The sequence below is a fragment of the Pseudomonas sp. RIT-PI-S genome (assembly GCF_025642975.1).
Taxonomy (GTDB): domain Bacteria; phylum Pseudomonadota; class Gammaproteobacteria; order Pseudomonadales; family Pseudomonadaceae; genus Aquipseudomonas.
Window position 1 is genome coordinate 863,346 of sequence record NZ_JANZKJ010000001.1, and the last position, 17,475, is coordinate 880,820.

The 17,475-nt window shown below is 62.1% G+C and carries 15 protein-coding genes; 12 read left to right on the forward strand and 3 right to left on the reverse strand.

Features of this window, described 5'->3' with window-relative positions; all coding sequences use genetic code 11:
- Nucleotides 1-55 precede the first annotated feature (55 nt).
- Genes OGL93_RS04020 through OGL93_RS04055 form a run of 8 tightly spaced genes read left to right on the forward strand, consistent with a single transcriptional unit; the run spans nucleotide 56 to nucleotide 7,946 of the window.
- Nucleotides 56-2,266, forward strand: a complete 2,211-nt coding sequence (locus tag OGL93_RS04020; RefSeq protein ID WP_263261062.1) for a chemotaxis protein CheA — start codon at nucleotides 56-58, stop codon at nucleotides 2,264-2,266.
- A gap of 49 nt (nucleotides 2,267-2,315) precedes the next feature.
- Entirely contained in the window at nucleotides 2,316-3,455 is a 1,140-nt protein-coding gene (locus OGL93_RS04025; protein WP_263261063.1) for a chemotaxis response regulator protein-glutamate methylesterase, read from the forward strand.
- The gene (locus OGL93_RS04030; RefSeq protein ID WP_263261064.1) at nucleotides 3,455-4,195 is read left to right on the forward strand and encodes a flagellar motor protein; all 741 of its coding nucleotides are present in this window, start codon (nucleotides 3,455-3,457) and stop codon (nucleotides 4,193-4,195) included. The genes OGL93_RS04025 and OGL93_RS04030 overlap by 1 nt, the downstream gene beginning before the upstream one ends.
- Nucleotides 4,196-4,198: 3 nt before the next feature.
- Nucleotides 4,199-5,080, forward strand: coding sequence for a flagellar motor protein MotD (gene motD / locus OGL93_RS04035; protein ID WP_263261065.1), 882 nt, complete (start codon nucleotides 4,199-4,201; stop codon nucleotides 5,078-5,080).
- A 23-nt stretch (nucleotides 5,081-5,103) separates the two neighbouring features.
- Nucleotides 5,104-5,892, forward strand: coding sequence for a ParA family protein (locus tag OGL93_RS04040; protein ID WP_263261066.1), 789 nt, complete (start codon nucleotides 5,104-5,106; stop codon nucleotides 5,890-5,892).
- A gap of 1 nt (nucleotide 5,893) precedes the next feature.
- The gene (locus OGL93_RS04045) at nucleotides 5,894-7,015 is read left to right on the forward strand and encodes a CheW domain-containing protein (RefSeq protein WP_263261067.1); all 1,122 of its coding nucleotides are present in this window, start codon (nucleotides 5,894-5,896) and stop codon (nucleotides 7,013-7,015) included.
- Nucleotides 7,016-7,057: 42 nt separating this feature from the next.
- Entirely contained in the window at nucleotides 7,058-7,552 is a 495-nt protein-coding gene (locus OGL93_RS04050) for a chemotaxis protein CheW (protein ID WP_263261068.1), read from the forward strand.
- Nucleotide 7,553: 1 nt separating this feature from the next.
- Nucleotides 7,554-7,946, forward strand: a complete 393-nt coding sequence (locus tag OGL93_RS04055; protein WP_263261069.1) for a DUF2802 domain-containing protein — start codon at nucleotides 7,554-7,556, stop codon at nucleotides 7,944-7,946.
- A gap of 12 nt (nucleotides 7,947-7,958) precedes the next feature.
- Here the strand turns inward: OGL93_RS04055 and OGL93_RS04060 are convergent, their stop codons facing one another.
- From OGL93_RS04060 to OGL93_RS04075, 3 genes are all read right to left on the reverse strand, one after another.
- Entirely contained in the window at nucleotides 7,959-8,723 is a 765-nt protein-coding gene (locus tag OGL93_RS04060) for an RHS repeat-associated core domain-containing protein (RefSeq protein ID WP_263261070.1), read from the reverse strand.
- Nucleotides 8,724-8,886: 163 nt separating this feature from the next.
- Nucleotides 8,887-9,153: a hypothetical protein gene (locus OGL93_RS04065; RefSeq protein WP_263261071.1), complete on the reverse strand. Its 267-nt coding sequence runs from the start codon at nucleotides 9,151-9,153 to the stop codon at nucleotides 8,887-8,889.
- A gap of 860 nt (nucleotides 9,154-10,013) precedes the next feature.
- Nucleotides 10,014-11,369: a DUF6861 domain-containing protein gene (locus OGL93_RS04075; protein ID WP_263261072.1), complete on the reverse strand. Its 1,356-nt coding sequence runs from the start codon at nucleotides 11,367-11,369 to the stop codon at nucleotides 10,014-10,016.
- A 464-nt stretch (nucleotides 11,370-11,833) separates the two neighbouring features.
- Here OGL93_RS04075 and tssI point away from each other — a divergent pair, with 464 nt between their 5' ends.
- The 4 genes from tssI to OGL93_RS04095 form a co-directional block, all read left to right on the forward strand.
- On the forward strand, nucleotides 11,834-13,684 hold the full coding sequence (gene tssI / locus OGL93_RS04080; RefSeq protein ID WP_263261073.1) for a type VI secretion system tip protein VgrG: 1,851 nt from the start codon (nucleotides 11,834-11,836) through the stop codon (nucleotides 13,682-13,684).
- Nucleotides 13,685-13,695: 11 nt separating this feature from the next.
- Entirely contained in the window at nucleotides 13,696-14,274 is a 579-nt protein-coding gene (locus tag OGL93_RS04085; RefSeq protein ID WP_263261074.1) for a hypothetical protein, read from the forward strand.
- A gap of 34 nt (nucleotides 14,275-14,308) precedes the next feature.
- Nucleotides 14,309-14,776 carry a DUF1795 domain-containing protein gene (locus tag OGL93_RS04090; protein WP_263261075.1) on the forward strand — a complete coding sequence of 156 codons (468 nt, stop codon included), beginning with the start codon at nucleotides 14,309-14,311 and terminating at the stop codon, nucleotides 14,774-14,776.
- Nucleotides 14,777-14,781: 5 nt separating this feature from the next.
- A partial coding sequence (locus OGL93_RS04095) for a DUF6531 domain-containing protein (protein WP_263261076.1) occupies nucleotides 14,782-17,475 on the forward strand: 2,694 nt, incomplete at its 3' end.

The following is a 17,475-nucleotide window of genomic DNA, read 5'->3' on the forward strand; positions in this document are numbered from 1 at the left end:
CTGAATCGCGCTATCCGGGCCGGATGCCATTTACGCAAATTCAGGGAGCACCCAAATGAGCTTCGGCGCCGATGAAGAAATCCTCCAGGACTTCCTGGTAGAGGCCGGCGAGATCCTCGAGCAGTTGTCCGAGCAGTTGGTCGAGCTGGAAAGCCGACCTGACGACGCGGATCTGCTCAATGCGATTTTTCGTGGTTTCCATACCGTCAAGGGCGGCGCGGGCTTCCTCCAGCTCAACGAGCTGGTCGAGTGCTGCCATATCGCCGAAAACGTGTTCGACATCCTGCGCAAAGGCGAGCGCCGCGTGGACGCCGAACTCATGGACGTGGTGCTCGAAGCGCTGGACACGGTCAACAGCATGTTTGGCCAGGTCCGTGAGCGCTCGCCGCTGACCCCCGCCACTCGTGAATTGCTGGCCGCCCTGGCCCGCCTGGCCGAGCCGGCCAGTGCGCAGCCTGCCCCGGTAGAAGCGCCGGCCCCAGCCCCGGTTGCCGCGCCTGAACCCGCGCCGGTAGCGGATGAGCGCTTCGATGCGCTGGTCGATAGCCTCGATAGCGTGCCGGCCGAAGCCGCCGCTGGCGACGAAATCACCGACTCCGAATTCGAATCCCTGCTTGACCAGCTGCACGGCAAGGGCCAGTTCGCCCCTGACGCCTTGGCAGCCACGCCAGCTGAAGCCGCGACGCCCGCACCGGGTGACGAGATCACTGACGCTGAATTCGAGGCGCTGCTGGACCAACTGCATGGCAAGGGAAGCTTTGCCACCGATAACCTGCCGGGTGCGGCCGCCGCGCCAGCTCCACAGGCACCTGCCGCCGCGCCGGCCGCAGCCGGTGGCGAGCTGATCACCGATAACGAATTCGAAGCCTTGCTCGACCAGCTCCACGGCAAAGGCAAGTTCAGCGCCGAAACCCCGGCGGCCGAGGCTCCAGCCAAACCGGCAGCCCCTGCCGCCGCGAAACCCGCGGCCGCTCCGGCACCGGCCGCGCCACAACCGGCCAAGGCCGAGCCCCCCCGCGCGGCGGCGCCCGCTCCAGCAGCGGCGCCCGCAGCGGCGCGGCCAGCAGCAGCGGGTGACAAGCCCGCCGCCAGTGAAGCGGAAACCACCGTGCGCGTGGACACGGCGCGGCTGGACGAAATCATGAACATGGTGGGCGAGCTGGTGCTGGTGCGTAACCGCCTGGTGCGCCTGGGCCTCAACAGCGGCGACGAAGCCATGTCCAAGGCCGTCTCCAACCTGGACGTGGTCACGGCCGACCTGCAGACCGCGGTCATGAAAACCCGCATGCAGCCGATCAAAAAGGTGTTCGGGCGCTTCCCACGGCTCGTTCGCGACCTGGCACGCCAGCTCAAGAAAGAAATCAACCTGGAGCTGGTGGGCGAAGAAACCGACCTGGACAAAAACCTGGTGGAGGCACTGGCCGACCCGCTGGTCCACTTGGTGCGCAACGCGGTCGACCATGGCGTGGAAATGCCCGAGGAACGCGAAGAGTCCGGCAAGGCGCGTTCGGGCAAGGTGGTGTTGTCTGCCGAGCAGGAAGGCGACCACATCCTGCTGTCGATTTCCGACGACGGCAAGGGCATGGACCCAGCCGTACTCCGTGCCAAGGCAGTGGAGAAGGGCCTGATGGACAAGGACGCCGCCGATCGGCTGTCCGAGTCCGACTGCTACAACCTGATCTTCGCGCCGGGCTTCTCTACCAAGACGGAAATCTCCGACGTGTCCGGCCGCGGCGTGGGCATGGACGTGGTGAAAACCAAAATTTCCCAGCTCAACGGCTCGATCAATATCTACTCGGCCAAAGGCCAGGGTTCGAAGATCGTCATCAAGGTGCCGCTGACCCTGGCGATCATGCCGACGCTGATGGTGATGCTCGGCAACCAGGCTTTCGCCTTCCCTCTGGTGAGCGTCAACGAAATCTTCCACCTGGACCTGTCCCGCACCAACGTGGTCGACGGCCAGGAAGTGGTGATCGTGCGCGACAAGGCGCTGCCATTGTTCTACCTCAAGCGCTGGCTGGTGCCTGGCGCGCAAGACAGCGAGCAACACGAGGGCCACGTGGTGATCCTCTCGGTGGGCACCCAGCGCATCGGTTTCGTGGTCGACCAGTTGGTAGGGCAGGAAGAAGTGGTCATCAAGCCTTTGGGCAAGATGCTCCAGGGCACGCCCGGAATGTCGGGCGCGACCATAACCGGTGACGGTCGCATCGCCCTGATTCTGGATGTTCCGAGCATGCTCAAGCGCTACGCCGCCCGGCGTATCTGATACCGCCGCCGCCGGCCCGTGAGGGTTGGCGGCCCGTAACGGAGTAACTATGGCAGTCACAGTACTGGTGGTGGACGATTCCGGTTTTTTCCGCCGCCGCCTCTCGGAAATTCTGTCTCAGGACAGCAACATCAAGGTTGTGGGCACGGCCACCAATGGCCGCGAAGCCATCGACCAAGCTGTCTCGCTTAAACCCGACGTGATCACCATGGACTACGAGATGCCGATGATGGATGGCATCACGGCAGTCCGCCATATCATGCAGCGGTGCCCCACACCCGTGCTGATGTTTTCCTCGCTTACCCACGAAGGCGCCCGGGTTACCCTGGATGCGCTGGATGCGGGTGCCGTGGACTTTCTGCCGAAGAACTTCGAAGACATTTCGCGCAACCCGGATAAAGTCCGCCAGTTGTTGTGCGAAAAAGTGCATTCCATAGCGCGGAGCAATCGCCGCTTCAGCTCGCCCGTGGCGGCTGCTCCCGCCACCGCCACCGCTCCCTCGCCGGCGCCCCGCGAACCGTTGACCAGCAGCCGCCCGGCACCACGTCCCCTGGCCACGCCACCCCCCGCGCCAGCGACCGCGCCCCGTGCAGCGGCGCCTGCCACCAGCGGCGCGCCGCGCCGCAAGGCCTACAAGCTGTTGGCTATCGGCACGTCAACCGGCGGTCCAGTGGCGCTGCAGAAGGTGCTGACCCAACTCCCCGCCAATTTCCCGGCACCCATCGTGCTGATCCAGCACATGCCCGCGGCATTTACTGGGGCCTTCGCCGAACGGCTCGACAAGCTGTGCCGTATCAACGTGAAGGAAGCCCAGGACGGCGACCAATTGCGCCCAGGGCTCGCTCTGCTGGCCCCAGGTGGCAAGCAGATGATGGTCGACGCCCGTGGCGTGGTGAAAATCCTCCCCGGGGACGAGCGCCTCAACTACAAGCCCTGCGTGGACATCACCTTCGGCTCGGCAGCGAAATCCTTCGGTGACAAGGTGCTGGCGGTAGTGCTCACCGGCATGGGCGCCGACGGCCGAGAAGGCGCCCGCTTGCTCAAGCAGAGCGGTAGCCAGGTATGGGCCCAGGATGAGGCCAGCAGCGTGATCTATGGCATGCCCATGGCCGTCGCCAAGGCCGGCCTGGCGGATGCGATTTACAGCCTCGACGACATGGGCCGTTACCTGGCGGAGGCCTGCCAGTAATGGACGTGCTTAGCCTCATAGGGATCATTCTGGCCTTCGTGGCCATCGTGGGTGGCAACTTCCTCGAAGGCGGCCACCTGCCGTCCCTGCTCAATGGCCCGGCCGGGCTGATCGTGCTGGGCGGCACCCTGGCCGCGGCGCTGCTGCAAACGCCGATCAGCGCCTTCAAGCGCTCGCTGCAGATCCTCCCATGGATTTTTTTCCCGCCTCGCGTTGACCTCCCAGGTGGCATCGACCGGGTAGTGGGCTGGAGCCTCGTGGCACGCAAAGAAGGCTTGCTGGGGCTTGAAAGCGTGGCCGACACCGAGCCGGACAGCTATGCCCGCAAGGGCCTGCAACTGCTGGTGGACGGCGCCGAGCCAGAGGCCATCCGCAGCATCCTCGAGCTGGATTTCTTCACCCAGGAGAACCGCGACGTACAAGCCGCCAAGGTATACGAGTGCATGGGTGGCTATGCGCCTACCATCGGCATCATCGGCGCGGTGATGGGGCTGATCCATGTGATGGGTAACCTGGCCGACCCTTCCCAGCTGGGAAGTGGCATAGCAGTTGCTTTCGTAGCCACTATCTACGGTGTGGCGTCAGCCAACCTGGTGCTGCTGCCCGTCGCCAACAAACTCAAGGCGCTGGCGCAGCGCCAGTCCCGCTACCGGGAAATGCTCCTTGAGGGGCTGCTCTCGATCGCGGAAGGCGAAAACCCCCGGTCCATCGAACTGAAGCTGCAGGGCTTCATGGAGTAATTGATGCGTCGTCGCCGGGTCACCGAAGAGCACGAGAATCACGAACGCTGGCTGGTGTCCTACGCGGATTTCATCACCTTGCTGTTTGCCTTCTTCGTGGTGATGTACTCGATCTCTTCGATCAACGAGGGCAAGTACAAAGTGCTGTCCGACGCGCTGGTAGGGGTGTTCAACGAACAGCAGCGCAGCATCAATCCTATCCCCATCGGTGACGAGCGCCCACGGACCACGCAGCCGGTAACCCCGCTCAATACCGAGAGCGACGAGCCGGATGCCGCCGTGGCGGCCGCCAACCCCTTGCAAACGATTGCCGATGACGTGCGCAACGCCTTTGGCGACCTCATCGCCGCCGACCAGTTGACGGTCCGCGGCAACGAGCTGTGGATCGAGATCGAGCTCAAGTCTGGCTTGCTCTTCGGCAGCGGCGACGCGATCCCCAGCGACCGCGCGTTCACCATCATCGAGAAGGTCGCGGGCATCCTGCAGCCGTTCGCCAACCCAGTTCACGTGGAAGGTTTCACCGATAACCAACCTATCCGCACCGCCCAGTACCCCACCAACTGGGAGCTGTCTTCGGCGCGGGCGTCGAGCATCGTGCGCATGCTCGCCATGGATGGCATCGACCCCGGCCGCCTGGCGGCCGTGGGCTATGGTGAATATCAACCGGTGGCGGGAAACGACAGCGCCGACGGCCGTGCCCGGAATCGCCGGGTGGTTCTGGTGATTTCCCGCAACCTGGAAGTGCGCCGTAGCCTGACGGGCTCCGGCACCGCCAACGCAACGCCGGATGCGGCGCTCAAGCGTGCTGGCACACAAAGTGCACCGTCCGGAACAACGCAGCCGGTGAAGGGGCAAGCTGTCAAAACCCCGTCGCCGACGTTGTAAATCAGTTATCGGGACCCGTACACATGAGAGTCTGGGCAATTGCCAATCAGAAAGGTGGCGTCGGCAAGACCACCACGACCATTGCCCTCGCCGGCCTGCTGGCCGATGCGGGCAAGCGCGTGGTCGTGGTCGATCTCGACCCGCACGGCTCAATGACCAGTTACTTCGGCAACGATCCTGATGGCCAGGAGCACAGTTGCTTCGACCTGTTCTTGCACAAGGGTAATGTGCCTGAGGGCTTGCCTGGCCAACTGTTGTTGCCCACCACGGATGAGCGCATCTCCTTGCTGCCGTCGAGCACTGCACTGGCCACCCTGGAGCGCCAATCGCCCGGGCAGAGCGGGCTGGGCCTGGTGATCGCCAAGGCGCTGGCGCAGCTGTGGCAGGATTTCGACTATGCCCTGATCGATAGCCCACCACTGCTCGGCGTGTTGATGGTCAATGCCCTGGCGGCCAGCCAGCAGCTGGTGGTGCCGGTGCAGACCGAACATCTAGCGGTGAACGGCCTCGAACGCATGGTCAATACGCTGACCATGATCAACCGCTCCCGCAAGCAGCCGCTGCCCTACAGCATTGTGCCCACCCTGTTCGACCGTCGTACGCAAGCGTCCCTGGGCACGCTCAAGGTGCTGCGTGACCGTTGGCAAGGCAGCGTGTGGGAGGGCTACATCCCCGTGGATACGCGCTTGCGCGATGCCAGCCGTGCCGGTATGACGCCGTCGCGCTTCGATCCCAAAAGCCGCGGCGTGATCGCCTACCGCGCCTTGCTCAAGCATTTGCTTGGCCAGCAACTTCTGACCCAGGTGGCCTGAGATGAGCCGTCCCGTAGATATCCCCCGGCGCCCGCGGCAGGCCTTGCAGTCCTACCTGGACGGGCTGTTGCAGGAAGCCACCGAGGACTGGGCCGTGGAGCCTGCGTCGGTCACGGATATCGCGCCGCCGGCTGTTGCGCCTGTGCCCGTAACGCCGGTGGTGGCCCTGGCGCCTGTGCTTGCGGCGGTGCCGATAGAGCCTGAGCCTGCGTTGATCGATGAGTTCGAGGCCGCGGTGCTCGAAGAGCAGGTGCGTGATGCGCGCCTGCACCACCCGATGCCTAAGGCAGAACCGCGCCGCGCGCTGGCGCAGCCGCTGGTCGAGAACGAACCCGCAGCGCGCTTCGAAGAGCCTAGCCTGTGGATCGGCCCGTCGCTGTTGCCACAAGTTTCCCCACAAATCCTCGAAGAGGCGTTGGCACCCGAGCATGCGCCGCTGCCTGTAGCCATGCCGGTGCCTGTTGCGCCGGTGGCCGAAGCGGCACCGGCGACGCCGATGATTGCCGAGCCGATGGAAAGCACGCCGGTTGCCGCCTTGCAACCCAACTTGACGGGCCAACCTGGCGGCCCGGCCACGCCTGTGGAGGAGGGGGTGCCTGCGTGGGCCGGCGAGCCCTTCGAGTGCCTGCTGTTCGATGTCGCGGGGCTTACCCTGGCTGTGCCGCTGGTATGCCTGGGCTCCATCTACCCCTTGGCGGGGCAGGAGCTGACGCCGTTGTTCGGCCAGCCAGAATGGTTCCTCGGCCTGCTGCCCAGCCACAGTGGTAACCTCAAGGTGCTGGACACCGCCCGCTGGGTCATGCCAGACCGCTACCGCGACGATTTCCAGCAAGGCTTGCAGTATGTGATTTCCGTTCAGGGCTACGAATGGGGGTTGGCGGTGCATTCCGTCAGCCGCTCGCTGCGGCTGGACCCCGCCGAAATCAAGTGGCGGGTGCAGCGGGGCCAGCGGCCCTGGCTGGCCGGCACGGTGATCGAACACATGTGCGCGCTGCTCGATGTGGCGCAATTGGCTGAAATGATTGCCAGCGGCGCGGTCAAACGCCAAGAAGCCGAGGCACGCGCCAAGGCCGCGGCCGACGCCAAGGCCCAGGCAGCTGCCGCCCGTGGCCGTAAACGATAACTTCCCCGGGCCGTGGGCCTGGGGCACGCATAACAAACCGCAATGGCGGAAGCGAGGGGTAAGAGTATGAAAAAGACCGGTTCAGAAGACCCGATCCTGCAGTGGGTGACCTTCCGCCTGGATAACGAAACCTACGGCATCAACGTGATGCAGGTTCAGGAAGTGCTGCGCTATACCGAGATCGCCCCCGTGCCAGGCGCGCCTTCGTATGTGCTGGGGATCATCAACCTGCGCGGCAACGTGGTCACGGTCATCGATACCCGGCAACGCTTTGGCCTGGATTCCAGCGAAGTATCCGATAACACCCGTATCGTCATCATCGAAGCGGACAAGCAGGTGGTCGGTATTCTGGTCGACAGCGTGGCCGAAGTGGTTTACCTGCGTCAGTCCGAGGTTGAAACTGCGCCGAACGTGGGTAACGAAGAGTCTGCCAAGTTCATCCAGGGCGTATGCAACAAGAACGGCGAGCTGCTGATCCTGGTTGAGCTCGACAAAATGATGAGCGAAGAAGAGTGGTCGGAACTGGAGAACATTTGAGTTGATCTTCGAAGCCGCCGTGATCGTCCTGGCCGTGCTCTGGGCCGGGGCGGTGTGGATGTTCCTGTCCTATGCCCGCAACCAGCAACGCATCGCCGCCGAACAAGCCGCCGGCGATGCCCTGCGGGACCAACGCATCCGCGAACTGGCCAAACGCCTGGACGACTACCAGAACGGCACCGTGCGCATGGGCGAGGCCATCCACGAGCTTCGCGCCGCCGTCGCGCCATTGCCAGACAAGTTGTTGCAACTGGAACAGCGCGATCCAGACAGCCTCTCCTTCGCCCAAGCCGCGAAGCTGGTGCATATGGGCGCGAGTATCGATGAACTCACCCAGGCCTGCGGGTTAACGCAGGCCGAGGCGGAGTTGATGAGTAAGTTGCATGGGAGTTAGTTAGCCCCCCTGTTACGTGAGCTGGTTCATCAGGGCTAAGTGCTTACTGTAGGCTTTAGCTTCCATTTTTGTTCGAGTGTATGTTGCAAATTCCTGATCATAGGCGTCTGCACGGCCGCTACGCTTGGTTGGAGAAAGAAAGTTTTTGTAGCTTCGGCTTTCTAACTCATATATGTAAGCTCTTGCTCTTTCATTGGGCAGGGGCTTTATTGCTTTTTTGATTGTATTTATATTAACGTCTCCGGAGAGGGCCGAGGCTTTTCTCATGCCCATCACCCCGATGCCGCCGAATCCAGCCAGGGTGAGCGCTCCACCTCCTATCATTAACCCCAACGAAAGCGCGGAGTCACTCTTGTCTTGGTCTCGCACGGCGATCCCCGCCACCACCGAGGCTATCCCGCCTAGCATAGCGATGGTGGAGATGGCCGCTAAAAAGAAGCGGCCGTCGGGATCGGTACGAGTAATCGGCTGGTTTTCACAATAGGCATAACTATTGATCCCACCCTGATCAAAAGGGCTCAGCTCATCCGCTGCCATAAAACGCATCAGGCTCGGTGAATAAGCGCGGTAGCCATTACCTAATAGGTAGCGCTCGCCCACCGGTTCTTTCATTTGCCCGGTGAATCCTGCTGCTCTCACGGAGGGCTCATGGGCATAACCGAAAGGCGTGTAAATGATCCGCTTTTTGTCGTGGTCGGTGCTTGTTGCCAAAGGTGAATTTAAGGTGTCCGTACCTAGCAAGGCCGCCGGGTTTTGGGAAGTAATGGTCGTGTTCATAACGTATCTCGTGATGAAATTCCCTTCCATTTAATGCCTAAAACCGGTTCCGCATAAGCTGACAAGACAGTTAGGTATCACGGCTGAATGGCCGGCTTTATCGGCGCCATGCTCTGGCTGCGCTGACGTCCTGGTGGGCTCAGTTTCTGTGCTTTGCTTGGTCCTAAAAGCGTGTGGCCTTGCCTTCGATCGCCCCAAGCTCATAAGCATTAGGCCCAACAAACAAAGCCTGGTTGTGAGCCTGCGCGTGCTTCAGATGCCAGGCCAAGGAGGCCTGGCTGTTCAGCGGCGCTCCGTCGAACACCAACAACGTCTCCACCGGCACCCAACAGTCTTTTGCCTCACAGGCGTAGTAAGTCACCTTTGCAAAGCGCGGCCGGGTGAAAGCGCTGTCGAGCACCGGTACCCTGGCGGTCTTGAGGGTCAACATGCGAACCCGCCTGAGGCTTTTGCCAAAACCCAGGCGCTGCAGCGCAAGTGAAAGCAGGCTAATGGCTTGCATCGGAAAGCTCGCCTCGCAAGGTCAGCCGCGCCAGGGCGCGGTTAGTACTTGCGGGCATTTAACCTTCGGGCAGCGGCGGGGGGTAAGCTGGCAAACAGTGAGGTTCTGCTGATATTCGCTGGTCTGTTGCTACAGCCCTTGCAGCGGTTCAGGCCGGCCCATCGCCATTCCCCGGAACTTGCTCCAGTTCAGCCTTGAGCCAGCGCAGCATAGGCGATTCACCGCCCGTGAGTTCGATCCGGAACTGCGCAAAGGCAAGCTCTAACTCCGCTTATCGCTGCAGGGCTTCCTCGGTGACCAGGTAGCGGCCTGGATATCACGCCACTTCAGAGGCGTGGGTATTTCTCCGCGTTCGGCCAGTTTCATAAGGGGTTCGAGGGCTACGCTCAGCTCAGCGGCCACCGGGTCGGTGATTTTTAGGCGCTGATCACGGCCCTTAAACTGAGCGTTTCATCTGCCAGTTGCTAAATATCATTATCGTATGGCCCCTGCTCGGGCAGGGCGGGGGTTTCAGGATCGGGAACCTACACATAGGTTGTATAGCCTCGAAAGCAAGGCGTCGAGTTCATTGTTTTCCCTCACCAACGGCTGCCCATCGCCATAGAGGACAATATCGTTTATCGATCCCATTCCGCCATATAATGTGGCTATTTTCGATAACGCCTCCGCCGTGTCCCGAGCCAGCTCACTCCGATATTGATCGATGAGGATCGCCCATTCTTCCCTACCTCCAAGGCGCATCAACTGCGAGATACGTTCCATGATTGCGGTAACTTCGGCTATATTTTTCATTTTAATGGGCTCGATCCCATAACGTGCACTCCCTCGATTGCCCATGGTTTCACCACCACTATCTGCTCAGTGCCGCCGACATAAAATCCTCCCTGCGAACCAACTTCCCCTACGTATACTTCCGTGCCCTTGGGGATTTTGATATCGAATGCCGTATCGATAGGGGATTTCGCGCATCCGGGCCAAGTGGGCAGCACGGCTTTGTCAATGCGTGTTTGCAATACACCAGCAGGTGTTTCTTGAGCAAAAAACTGGCCGAGCGGTTGCCCTTCCACACCTGCGCGCCTGAGTATCGTGTCCTTTTCAAGAATGACAGACGTATAACGCCCACCGGAAAAGGTTTCAGCCAGCCTTGAGTCAAGCGGCCCGGCTTCAATAGCGGAATAAGCTCCCGTTATCTTGCCTAAAGGGTGCCGGAGTGAAACGTCGCTTTTTGGAACCGCAGGTTTGTTCTCAAGTAGCATCACTGGTGGTTCCGTCACCCTTGTTAAGGGCGCTGGATCCTTCACCTGCAACTCAGGCAGGGCCAGGAGCTTGCTCTGATTACGGGCCAGCCAGTTGGCGAATTGCTTGTTGGCAATTTCCGCTTGGAGCTTGGCAGTGCGGGCGGCAATGCTTTCCATGCTGCCTATCACCCCGGCCTTGACTTGGCCACGGGTGAGGTAAGTCACGATGGCTGTGAGCAGCAACAGCACTAGTTGCTCCTGACCTCGGGCCAGTTGCCGGGCGGCCCAGCCAGTGCGCTCCTGGGCCTGCGCCGCGGCGGCGCCCGTTGGGTCGAGCCCTGCCGGTTTGAGGCCCTCGCTTGCATACCACGCTGTGGCCAGGCCGTCCTGCAAGGTAGAAAGGCACGCAGGCAGGCCCTTGTAGAAGTATTCAGCGACCGCGGACAGCCCCAGCGCCATCAGGATCAGGTTGCCGACCTGCAAGCCGATGCCTGCGCCTGCAAACGCGCCCGGGGCGGCGCCGACGCCAAACGCGAAGGAGCCGGCGGCACCGCCCGCGACCGACCCGACCGCCACGCTGCCGCCGAGGATCATCGACACTTCCCGGGCCAGCTTCAGCAGCACTGGGAGGATCTGCTCGATCTCGATGGCCGCCCACTTGCGGCGAAGGTTGGCCTGGATGATGGGGTAGGACAACGCCATCGCATGGCGAACGTTGTCGATTCGCTGACCGCCCAGGCTCCCGTACACCTGGCTTGCGCCTCGGCTCACCCGGCGGGTGAAGCCGTCCCAGCTATCGTGGGCGCCGTGCAGCCCGTTGCTGACACTTTGGTTGAGTTCGCTGAAGCGATGGTCCAGGTTTCGTTCGATGTCATCCCAGGAGGGAACGTGGGCGAGTAGTTCCATTTACACATCACAGTCCATTGGAGAAGGGTAGAGCGTTTTGCGGCTAGGCAAGCTGGCTAACCGCTTGCCAGCCGGCCGGTATTTTCCTTGACCGAGCGGCGCCCGGCAATGATGCATGAATCAACCCGCAACGGTTAACCCTTTGCACCAGCAAAGCCGGCCTTTAAAAAATGCGTGGTTGGGTTGACAGGGCACGCTGCAACGGTGTCTCCTTCCCCCCGCTTTTAAACCGGCAGCGCACCGATAGCGCGCCGGGCCGCTCCACACGCGCGTCGCCAGCCTTGTTTCGTGACCGCCTTGATACGTTTTCCAGTGTTGTACCGCCGCTGCGAATGCATTCGCAGTGGTGAGGCTGACCGATCGGAGATCGGTGCTACGAGGGCTGCGGTCTTTGTCAGCAAACGGCCTGTTGTAGCCGGGCACGGCGGTAGCGTGCCGGCCATGCCCCCAAGGAGATACACCCGATGATGGACCTTGCCGCGTTGCTCACGCCGCAGAATCGCCGCCTGTTCAAGTTCACCAACCTTGCCAACCCCCAGCAGCAATTGCTGATCGAGTCCTTCAAGGGGCGCGAGGCGCTGTCACAGGCGTACAGCTTCGAACTGCTACTGATCTGTGAGGATGCGGGGGTCGAGCTGAAGTCGATGATGGGGCAGCACGTTGTCATTGAAATCGAACTGTCCGAAGGCCCCCCACGCTATCTCGCAGGCTACCTGACCCGCTTTGCCAGCATCGGCAGCGATGGCGGCATGGCCCGCTACACCGCGACCATGAACCCCTGGTTCTCGATGTTGAAAAACCGCTTCGATACGCGGATTTTCCAGGGCAACACGGTCGAAGAAGTGGTTACCCAGGTATTCGCCCCGTGCGCGGCGTTCGCCCGCCATGAATTCCGCCTGACCCGGCCGCAGAAGCGCTATACCTACATCACCCAATACCGTGAAAGCGATTTCAACTTCGTCCAGCGCCTGCTGGAAGAAGAGGGCATGTTCTATTACTTCGAGCACACTGCCCAAGGTCACACGATGATCATCTGCGATGACTCCAGCACCTTGGAGGCATTGCCGGAACAACCGCAGATCCGTTTCCACTCTGCCGCGGTCACCGAGCTGGCGGACTCCATCACGCAATGGAGCGGCAACCGCCAGTTGCAGTCCGGCAAGATCGCCGTGCAAACCTTCGACTACCGCCAGCCGAACAACCGCTTGCCGGTGGCCATGAACAGCCTGAACCAGCAAGGCGACGTCGAAAAATTCGAGATCTATGACTTCCCCGGCCAATACACACACGGCACCTACGATGAGGGGGAAGAACTGGTGCGCCTGCGGGTAGAGGCCTTGGAGCTCAAAGGCAAGACGTTCCAGGGCGAAGGCAACTGCCGTGCGATGAAACCCGGCTACACCTTCGAGCTGCTGCAGCACTACGACCACGATCAAGGCCCTGCCGAAGACCGCCAGTTCCTGTTGCTGAGCGTGGAAAGCGAAGGCCACAACAACTACCTCACCGGCCAGCAGGCGGGTTACTACAACACCTTCTCCTGCGTGCGCAGGAAAATCGTGTTTCGCCCGCAGCTGTCCACCCCGCGGCCGACCATCGCCGGCCCGCAGACCGCCATCATCGTCGGCCCGCCCGGCGAAGAGATCTTCACCGACGAGCTCGGCCGGGTGAAGGTCCAATTCCATTGGGACCGCCAGGGTGCCTACAACGACCACAGTTCCTGCTGGGTTCGGGTGGCGCAAGCCGGCGCCAGCGGTGGTTTCGGCAGCATCCAGATCCCCCGTGTGGGCGATGAGGTGGTGGTGGTGTTCCTCGACGGCAACCCCGACCGCCCACTGATCATGGGCAGCCTGTACAACAGCCAGAACACGCCACCCTGGGCGTTGCCGGCGAACAAGACCCAAAGCGGCTTCCTGACCCGTTCGATCAAAGGCAACGGCGGCACGGCGAACTTCTTCCGCTTCGAAGACAAGGCCGGCGCCGAGCAGATCATCATGCATGCCGAGCGCAATATGGACACCGAGATCGAGGCGAGCGAGACCCATAGCGTTGGCGCCAACCGCACCATCACCGTGGGCGGCCACCACCTCGAAACGATCAAGAAAGACACCGTCCTCAACGTGCAGGAGGGTTCGTTAACCATTGAGGTCGATAACCAGTTCATTCAGGTAAGTGCCAAGCAGCACATCATTCTCAAGGTGGGGAACAGCAGCATCACCTTGACCCCCGATGGCATCGAGATCAAAGGCGATGCCATTTCCACCGTCAGCACCGGCACTACCCAAATCAACGGCGCCTCGGTGCGGGTCAATGATTAGGTGCTCAAAGGATGAACAGAACCAGTATCTACGACCGGCTTTCCGAGCGGCGGCTGGCCCAGGAGGCGGCAGCCCTGGCCGAGCAACAGGCGGCCGGAGCGGTGCAAGCGCCCCTCGCGCAACCTGAACCGGTGGTGCCCCTGCAAGACGCGCCAAGCAGTTTCAGCTTCGCCGGGTTCAACCTGCTTCTGCCTGAAGGCTTTCGCTTCCGCGACATCCAGATGACCTTGGAGCAGAACGGCGAGCCCGTCGCGCTGGCCATCCAGAGGCGCGACGTGCACGAGGGAGCGACCCTTGACGGGCTTTTGGCGCAGGCTCTGCAGGCCCTGCGCGTTCTTCATCCAGAGCTGCGTCTGATCCGCGAGCGTGATTGCACCTTGGCCGGTAGCGCGGCGATGGCGGTGGACTTCCGCTTCAGCCTAGGCAATGCCGAACGCCATGGGCGCTTGGTGGTGAGCATCGTGCCTGTCACCGGTGGCCAACCCCCGCAATGGCTAAGCCTTTCCTGTGTGGTCGACCCGCTGAAGCCCAGCCTGAGCGCTTGGCTGATCGACTTTGACACCATGCTCTTGGGCATGACCGCCCGCTGAGCCACTGATTTTTGATTTCAAGGAATTGTTTCTAATGGACTACGAGTTGCACGAGGGCAGCATCGCGCTGCCACACGGGTTCCAGGACCGCACCGTCAATATGTTCGTGCTGGGTTCCAGCATTCCAGCCCCGTTGAGCATCACCATCTCGCGGGACACTCTGTTGCCCTCCGAGTTGCTCAACGCCTATGTGGACCGGCAGGTAAAAATGCTGGCGGCCAAGCTGCGTGGCTATACCTTGCTGGCTAAAAAGCCCGTTTCGCTGTCTACCGTGGCGCCGATCGAAGGCGTGCAGATCGACGCTTACTACATGAACGAAGGGCGGCCGTACTATCAGCGCCAGGCCGCGTTCCTGACGGCGCCAGGCCGGGCATTGATCTTCTCGACCACGGCCCAGGCCGATTTCAGTCCGGAGCAGAACCAGGACTGGGCTAACCTGCTGGCCAGTTTTCAACCCCGGCAGACCCATCTGGCACCCACCGATCCCAGCGAACAGGAATAAGCCTCATGTTCGAAGCCGCACGGTTTGGCGATGACATATCGCACACCGGCGCCTTGGGAGGCTTTCTCCTAGGCGCTGCGCTGGGTATTGCTCTGGTGGCCACGGTGGCCGTCGCCACCTTCACCTGTGGGTTTGGTGTGGCGTTTCTGGCGGGGCTTGCAGCAGGCGTGGGAGGTAGCCTGCTGACTTCCATCGGCGAGGCGGTCGGCGGGATGTTTTCATCGCCCTCCGGCACTTTGGTAACGGCCTCGCCTAACGTGTTCATCAACAGCCGCAAGGCTGCGCACGTTATCCAGAGCCTGGGGGCCTGCAGCAAGCACCCCGGGCCCGTCCAAGTGGCCGAAGGCTCCACCAACGTGTTCATCAATGGCACGGCCGCCGCGCGCAAAGGCGACAAAATCACCTGCGGCGCGACCATTTCCAGCGGCTCGGGCAATGTGCTGATCGGTGGCGGGACCTACCGGTATCTACCGGTAGACGACGAGATCCCCGCCTGGGTGCGCCATACCGTCGATGGCCTGATGGCGGTCGCCGGCGCCGCGGGCGGCATCGCTCAGCTGATCAAGCAGGGCGCCCAGGCCGGGCTCAAGGCAGTGCTGCCCTGCGCCCTTAAGTTCACAGCGGGCTTCGTCAGCGGTGAAGTGACCAGCCGCCTCGTGTTCGGGCCCGCCATCGACCGGGCAATAGGCGGGCTGGTGGGCAACCCTGTGGACCTGACCACTGGGCGCAAGGTCATCCCCGACGAAACCGATTTCAGCCTGCCGGGCCTGATGCCGATCGAATGGTCCCGCTTCTATGCCAGCGACCTCCGCGTACCGAGCGCCCTCGGCCAAGGCTGGATCTTGCCCTGGGAGCAGAGCCTGCGCAGAAGCGGCAGCTTCGTTTACCTCACCGACAACCAGGGCCGCAGCGTGCCTTTCGTGGACCTGCAGCCCGGAGAGCGGATCTACAACCCCCATGAGCAGGTGTACCTGGTGTGCACGGAGGGTGGCCATTACCTGCTGCAAACCCTGGACAACATCTTTTTCTACTTCGGTGAAGTGCCCAACACCAACACCCCGGTGCCCCTGCTGCGTATCGAAAATGCCCTGGGGCATTTCCTGCACTTCACCCGTAGCGTCGACGGTACGCTGACCGACATCAGCGCCACCGGCGGCGTGCGCGTGCACTTGCATTACGATCACCCGCTGGGGCGCCTGAGCGATGTGAAGCGCGTGGTTGACAACCAGGCGGTGGAAACGCTGGTTCATTACCGCTACGACGACAATGGCCAACTCATCGAGGTGATCAACCGCAACGGCGACTCAGTGCGCCGGTTCAGCTACGCCAACGGCGTGATGGCCAGCCACAGCAATGCACTTGGCCTGACCTGCCATTACCGTTGGGAGCACGTCGACGGCCAGCCTCGGGTGGCCGAGCACTGGACCAGCGATGGCGAGCACTTCCACCTGCGCTACAACGTCGAGCAGCGCAGTTCCTGGGCCACCGATGTGCTTGGGCGCGAGCTGGAGATCCGTTACAACCAGGACCACCGGGTAATCGCCAGCCGGGATTTCGGCGGCGAGCGTTACGCCATCGACCTGGACGCATACGGCAACATGACCGGCCTGACGCTACCGGATGGCAACCGCTTGCGGTTCACCTACGACGAGTACGCCCGCTTGCTCGAAGAGGTCGACCCGCTGGGCCGGGCCATTCGCTACCGTTACCACCACCTCACCACGCTGGTGACGTCCATCGCCTACCCGGACGGCAGCGTGTGGAAAGCCACTTACGACGCCAAGGGCAACCTCATCGCCGAAACCGACGCCCTCGGCCACACAACCGAGTACCTCAACGGCGACGACGGTCTACCCCACACCATCATCGACGCCACGGGCAAGTCCAAATACCTGTGGTGGAACACCCTGGCCCAGGTCGAACGCTTCCAGGACTGTTCCGGCAAAAGCACCTGCTACCGCTACGACGACCGCCAGCACCTGATCGCCGTCACCGACGCCCTCCATCAGACCACCACCCTGGCGCGCAAGCCCGATGGCGAAGTGCTGCGCATTGAACACCCGGACGGCACCGCCGAAACCTTTACCTACAACCCCTTGGGCCAAGTGCTGACCCACACCGACGGCAAGGGCCAGACCACCCGGCTGCTGCGTACCGCCCGCGGCCTGCCCGCCAGCCGCCAGGACGCCAAGGGGCAGCGCATCCGTTACGAGTACGACAAGGCCTTGCGCCTCACCGCGCTGGTCAACGAAAACAACGCGGCCTACCAGTTTGGCTACGACGCCAGCGACCGGCTGATCGAAGAAAAACGCATCGACCAGCTCACCCGGCGCTTTACCTACAACCTTGGCGGGCACCTGACGCGTGTCGACGAAATTGGCTACGGCGAGCGTGGCGAACGACCTGAACGCAGCACCGAATTTGAACGCGATCCGATTGGCCGGCTGCTGGCCAAGGTGAACCAGGACGCACGCCAGGCCTACACCTACGACAATGGCGACCGGTTGCTATGCATCACCCGTGCGCCTACCGTTGCGGGCAAAGGGCTTGGCGTCAGCGAGGAAACGCTCGAATTCACCTACGACCTATTGGGCCGGTTGCTGTGTGAACGTACATCCCAGGGGGCGCTTTCCTACGACTACGACCCGCTCGGCAACCTCACCACCCTGACGTTGCCCACGGGCCAACACCTGAACCAC

Coding starts and splice junctions, on each gene's coding strand:
- OGL93_RS04020 (WP_263261062.1), top strand. CDS start 56: ATGAGCTTCGGCGCCGATGAAGAAATCCTCCAGGACTTCCTGGTAGAG.
- OGL93_RS04025 (WP_263261063.1), top strand. CDS start 2,316: ATGGCAGTCACAGTACTGGTGGTGGACGATTCCGGTTTTTTCCGCCGC.
- OGL93_RS04030 (WP_263261064.1), top strand. CDS start 3,455: ATGGACGTGCTTAGCCTCATAGGGATCATTCTGGCCTTCGTGGCCATC.
- motD (WP_263261065.1), top strand. CDS start 4,199: ATGCGTCGTCGCCGGGTCACCGAAGAGCACGAGAATCACGAACGCTGG.
- OGL93_RS04040 (WP_263261066.1), top strand. CDS start 5,104: ATGAGAGTCTGGGCAATTGCCAATCAGAAAGGTGGCGTCGGCAAGACC.
- OGL93_RS04045 (WP_263261067.1), top strand. CDS start 5,894: ATGAGCCGTCCCGTAGATATCCCCCGGCGCCCGCGGCAGGCCTTGCAG.
- OGL93_RS04050 (WP_263261068.1), top strand. CDS start 7,058: ATGGCGGAAGCGAGGGGTAAGAGTATGAAAAAGACCGGTTCAGAAGAC.
- OGL93_RS04060 (WP_263261070.1), bottom strand. CDS start 8,723: ATGAACACGACCATTACTTCCCAAAACCCGGCGGCCTTGCTAGGTACG.
- OGL93_RS04065 (WP_263261071.1), bottom strand. CDS start 9,153: ATGTTGACCCTCAAGACCGCCAGGGTACCGGTGCTCGACAGCGCTTTC.
- OGL93_RS04075 (WP_263261072.1), bottom strand. CDS start 11,369: ATGGAACTACTCGCCCACGTTCCCTCCTGGGATGACATCGAACGAAAC.
- tssI (WP_263261073.1), top strand. CDS start 11,834: ATGATGGACCTTGCCGCGTTGCTCACGCCGCAGAATCGCCGCCTGTTC.
- OGL93_RS04085 (WP_263261074.1), top strand. CDS start 13,696: ATGAACAGAACCAGTATCTACGACCGGCTTTCCGAGCGGCGGCTGGCC.
- OGL93_RS04090 (WP_263261075.1), top strand. CDS start 14,309: ATGGACTACGAGTTGCACGAGGGCAGCATCGCGCTGCCACACGGGTTC.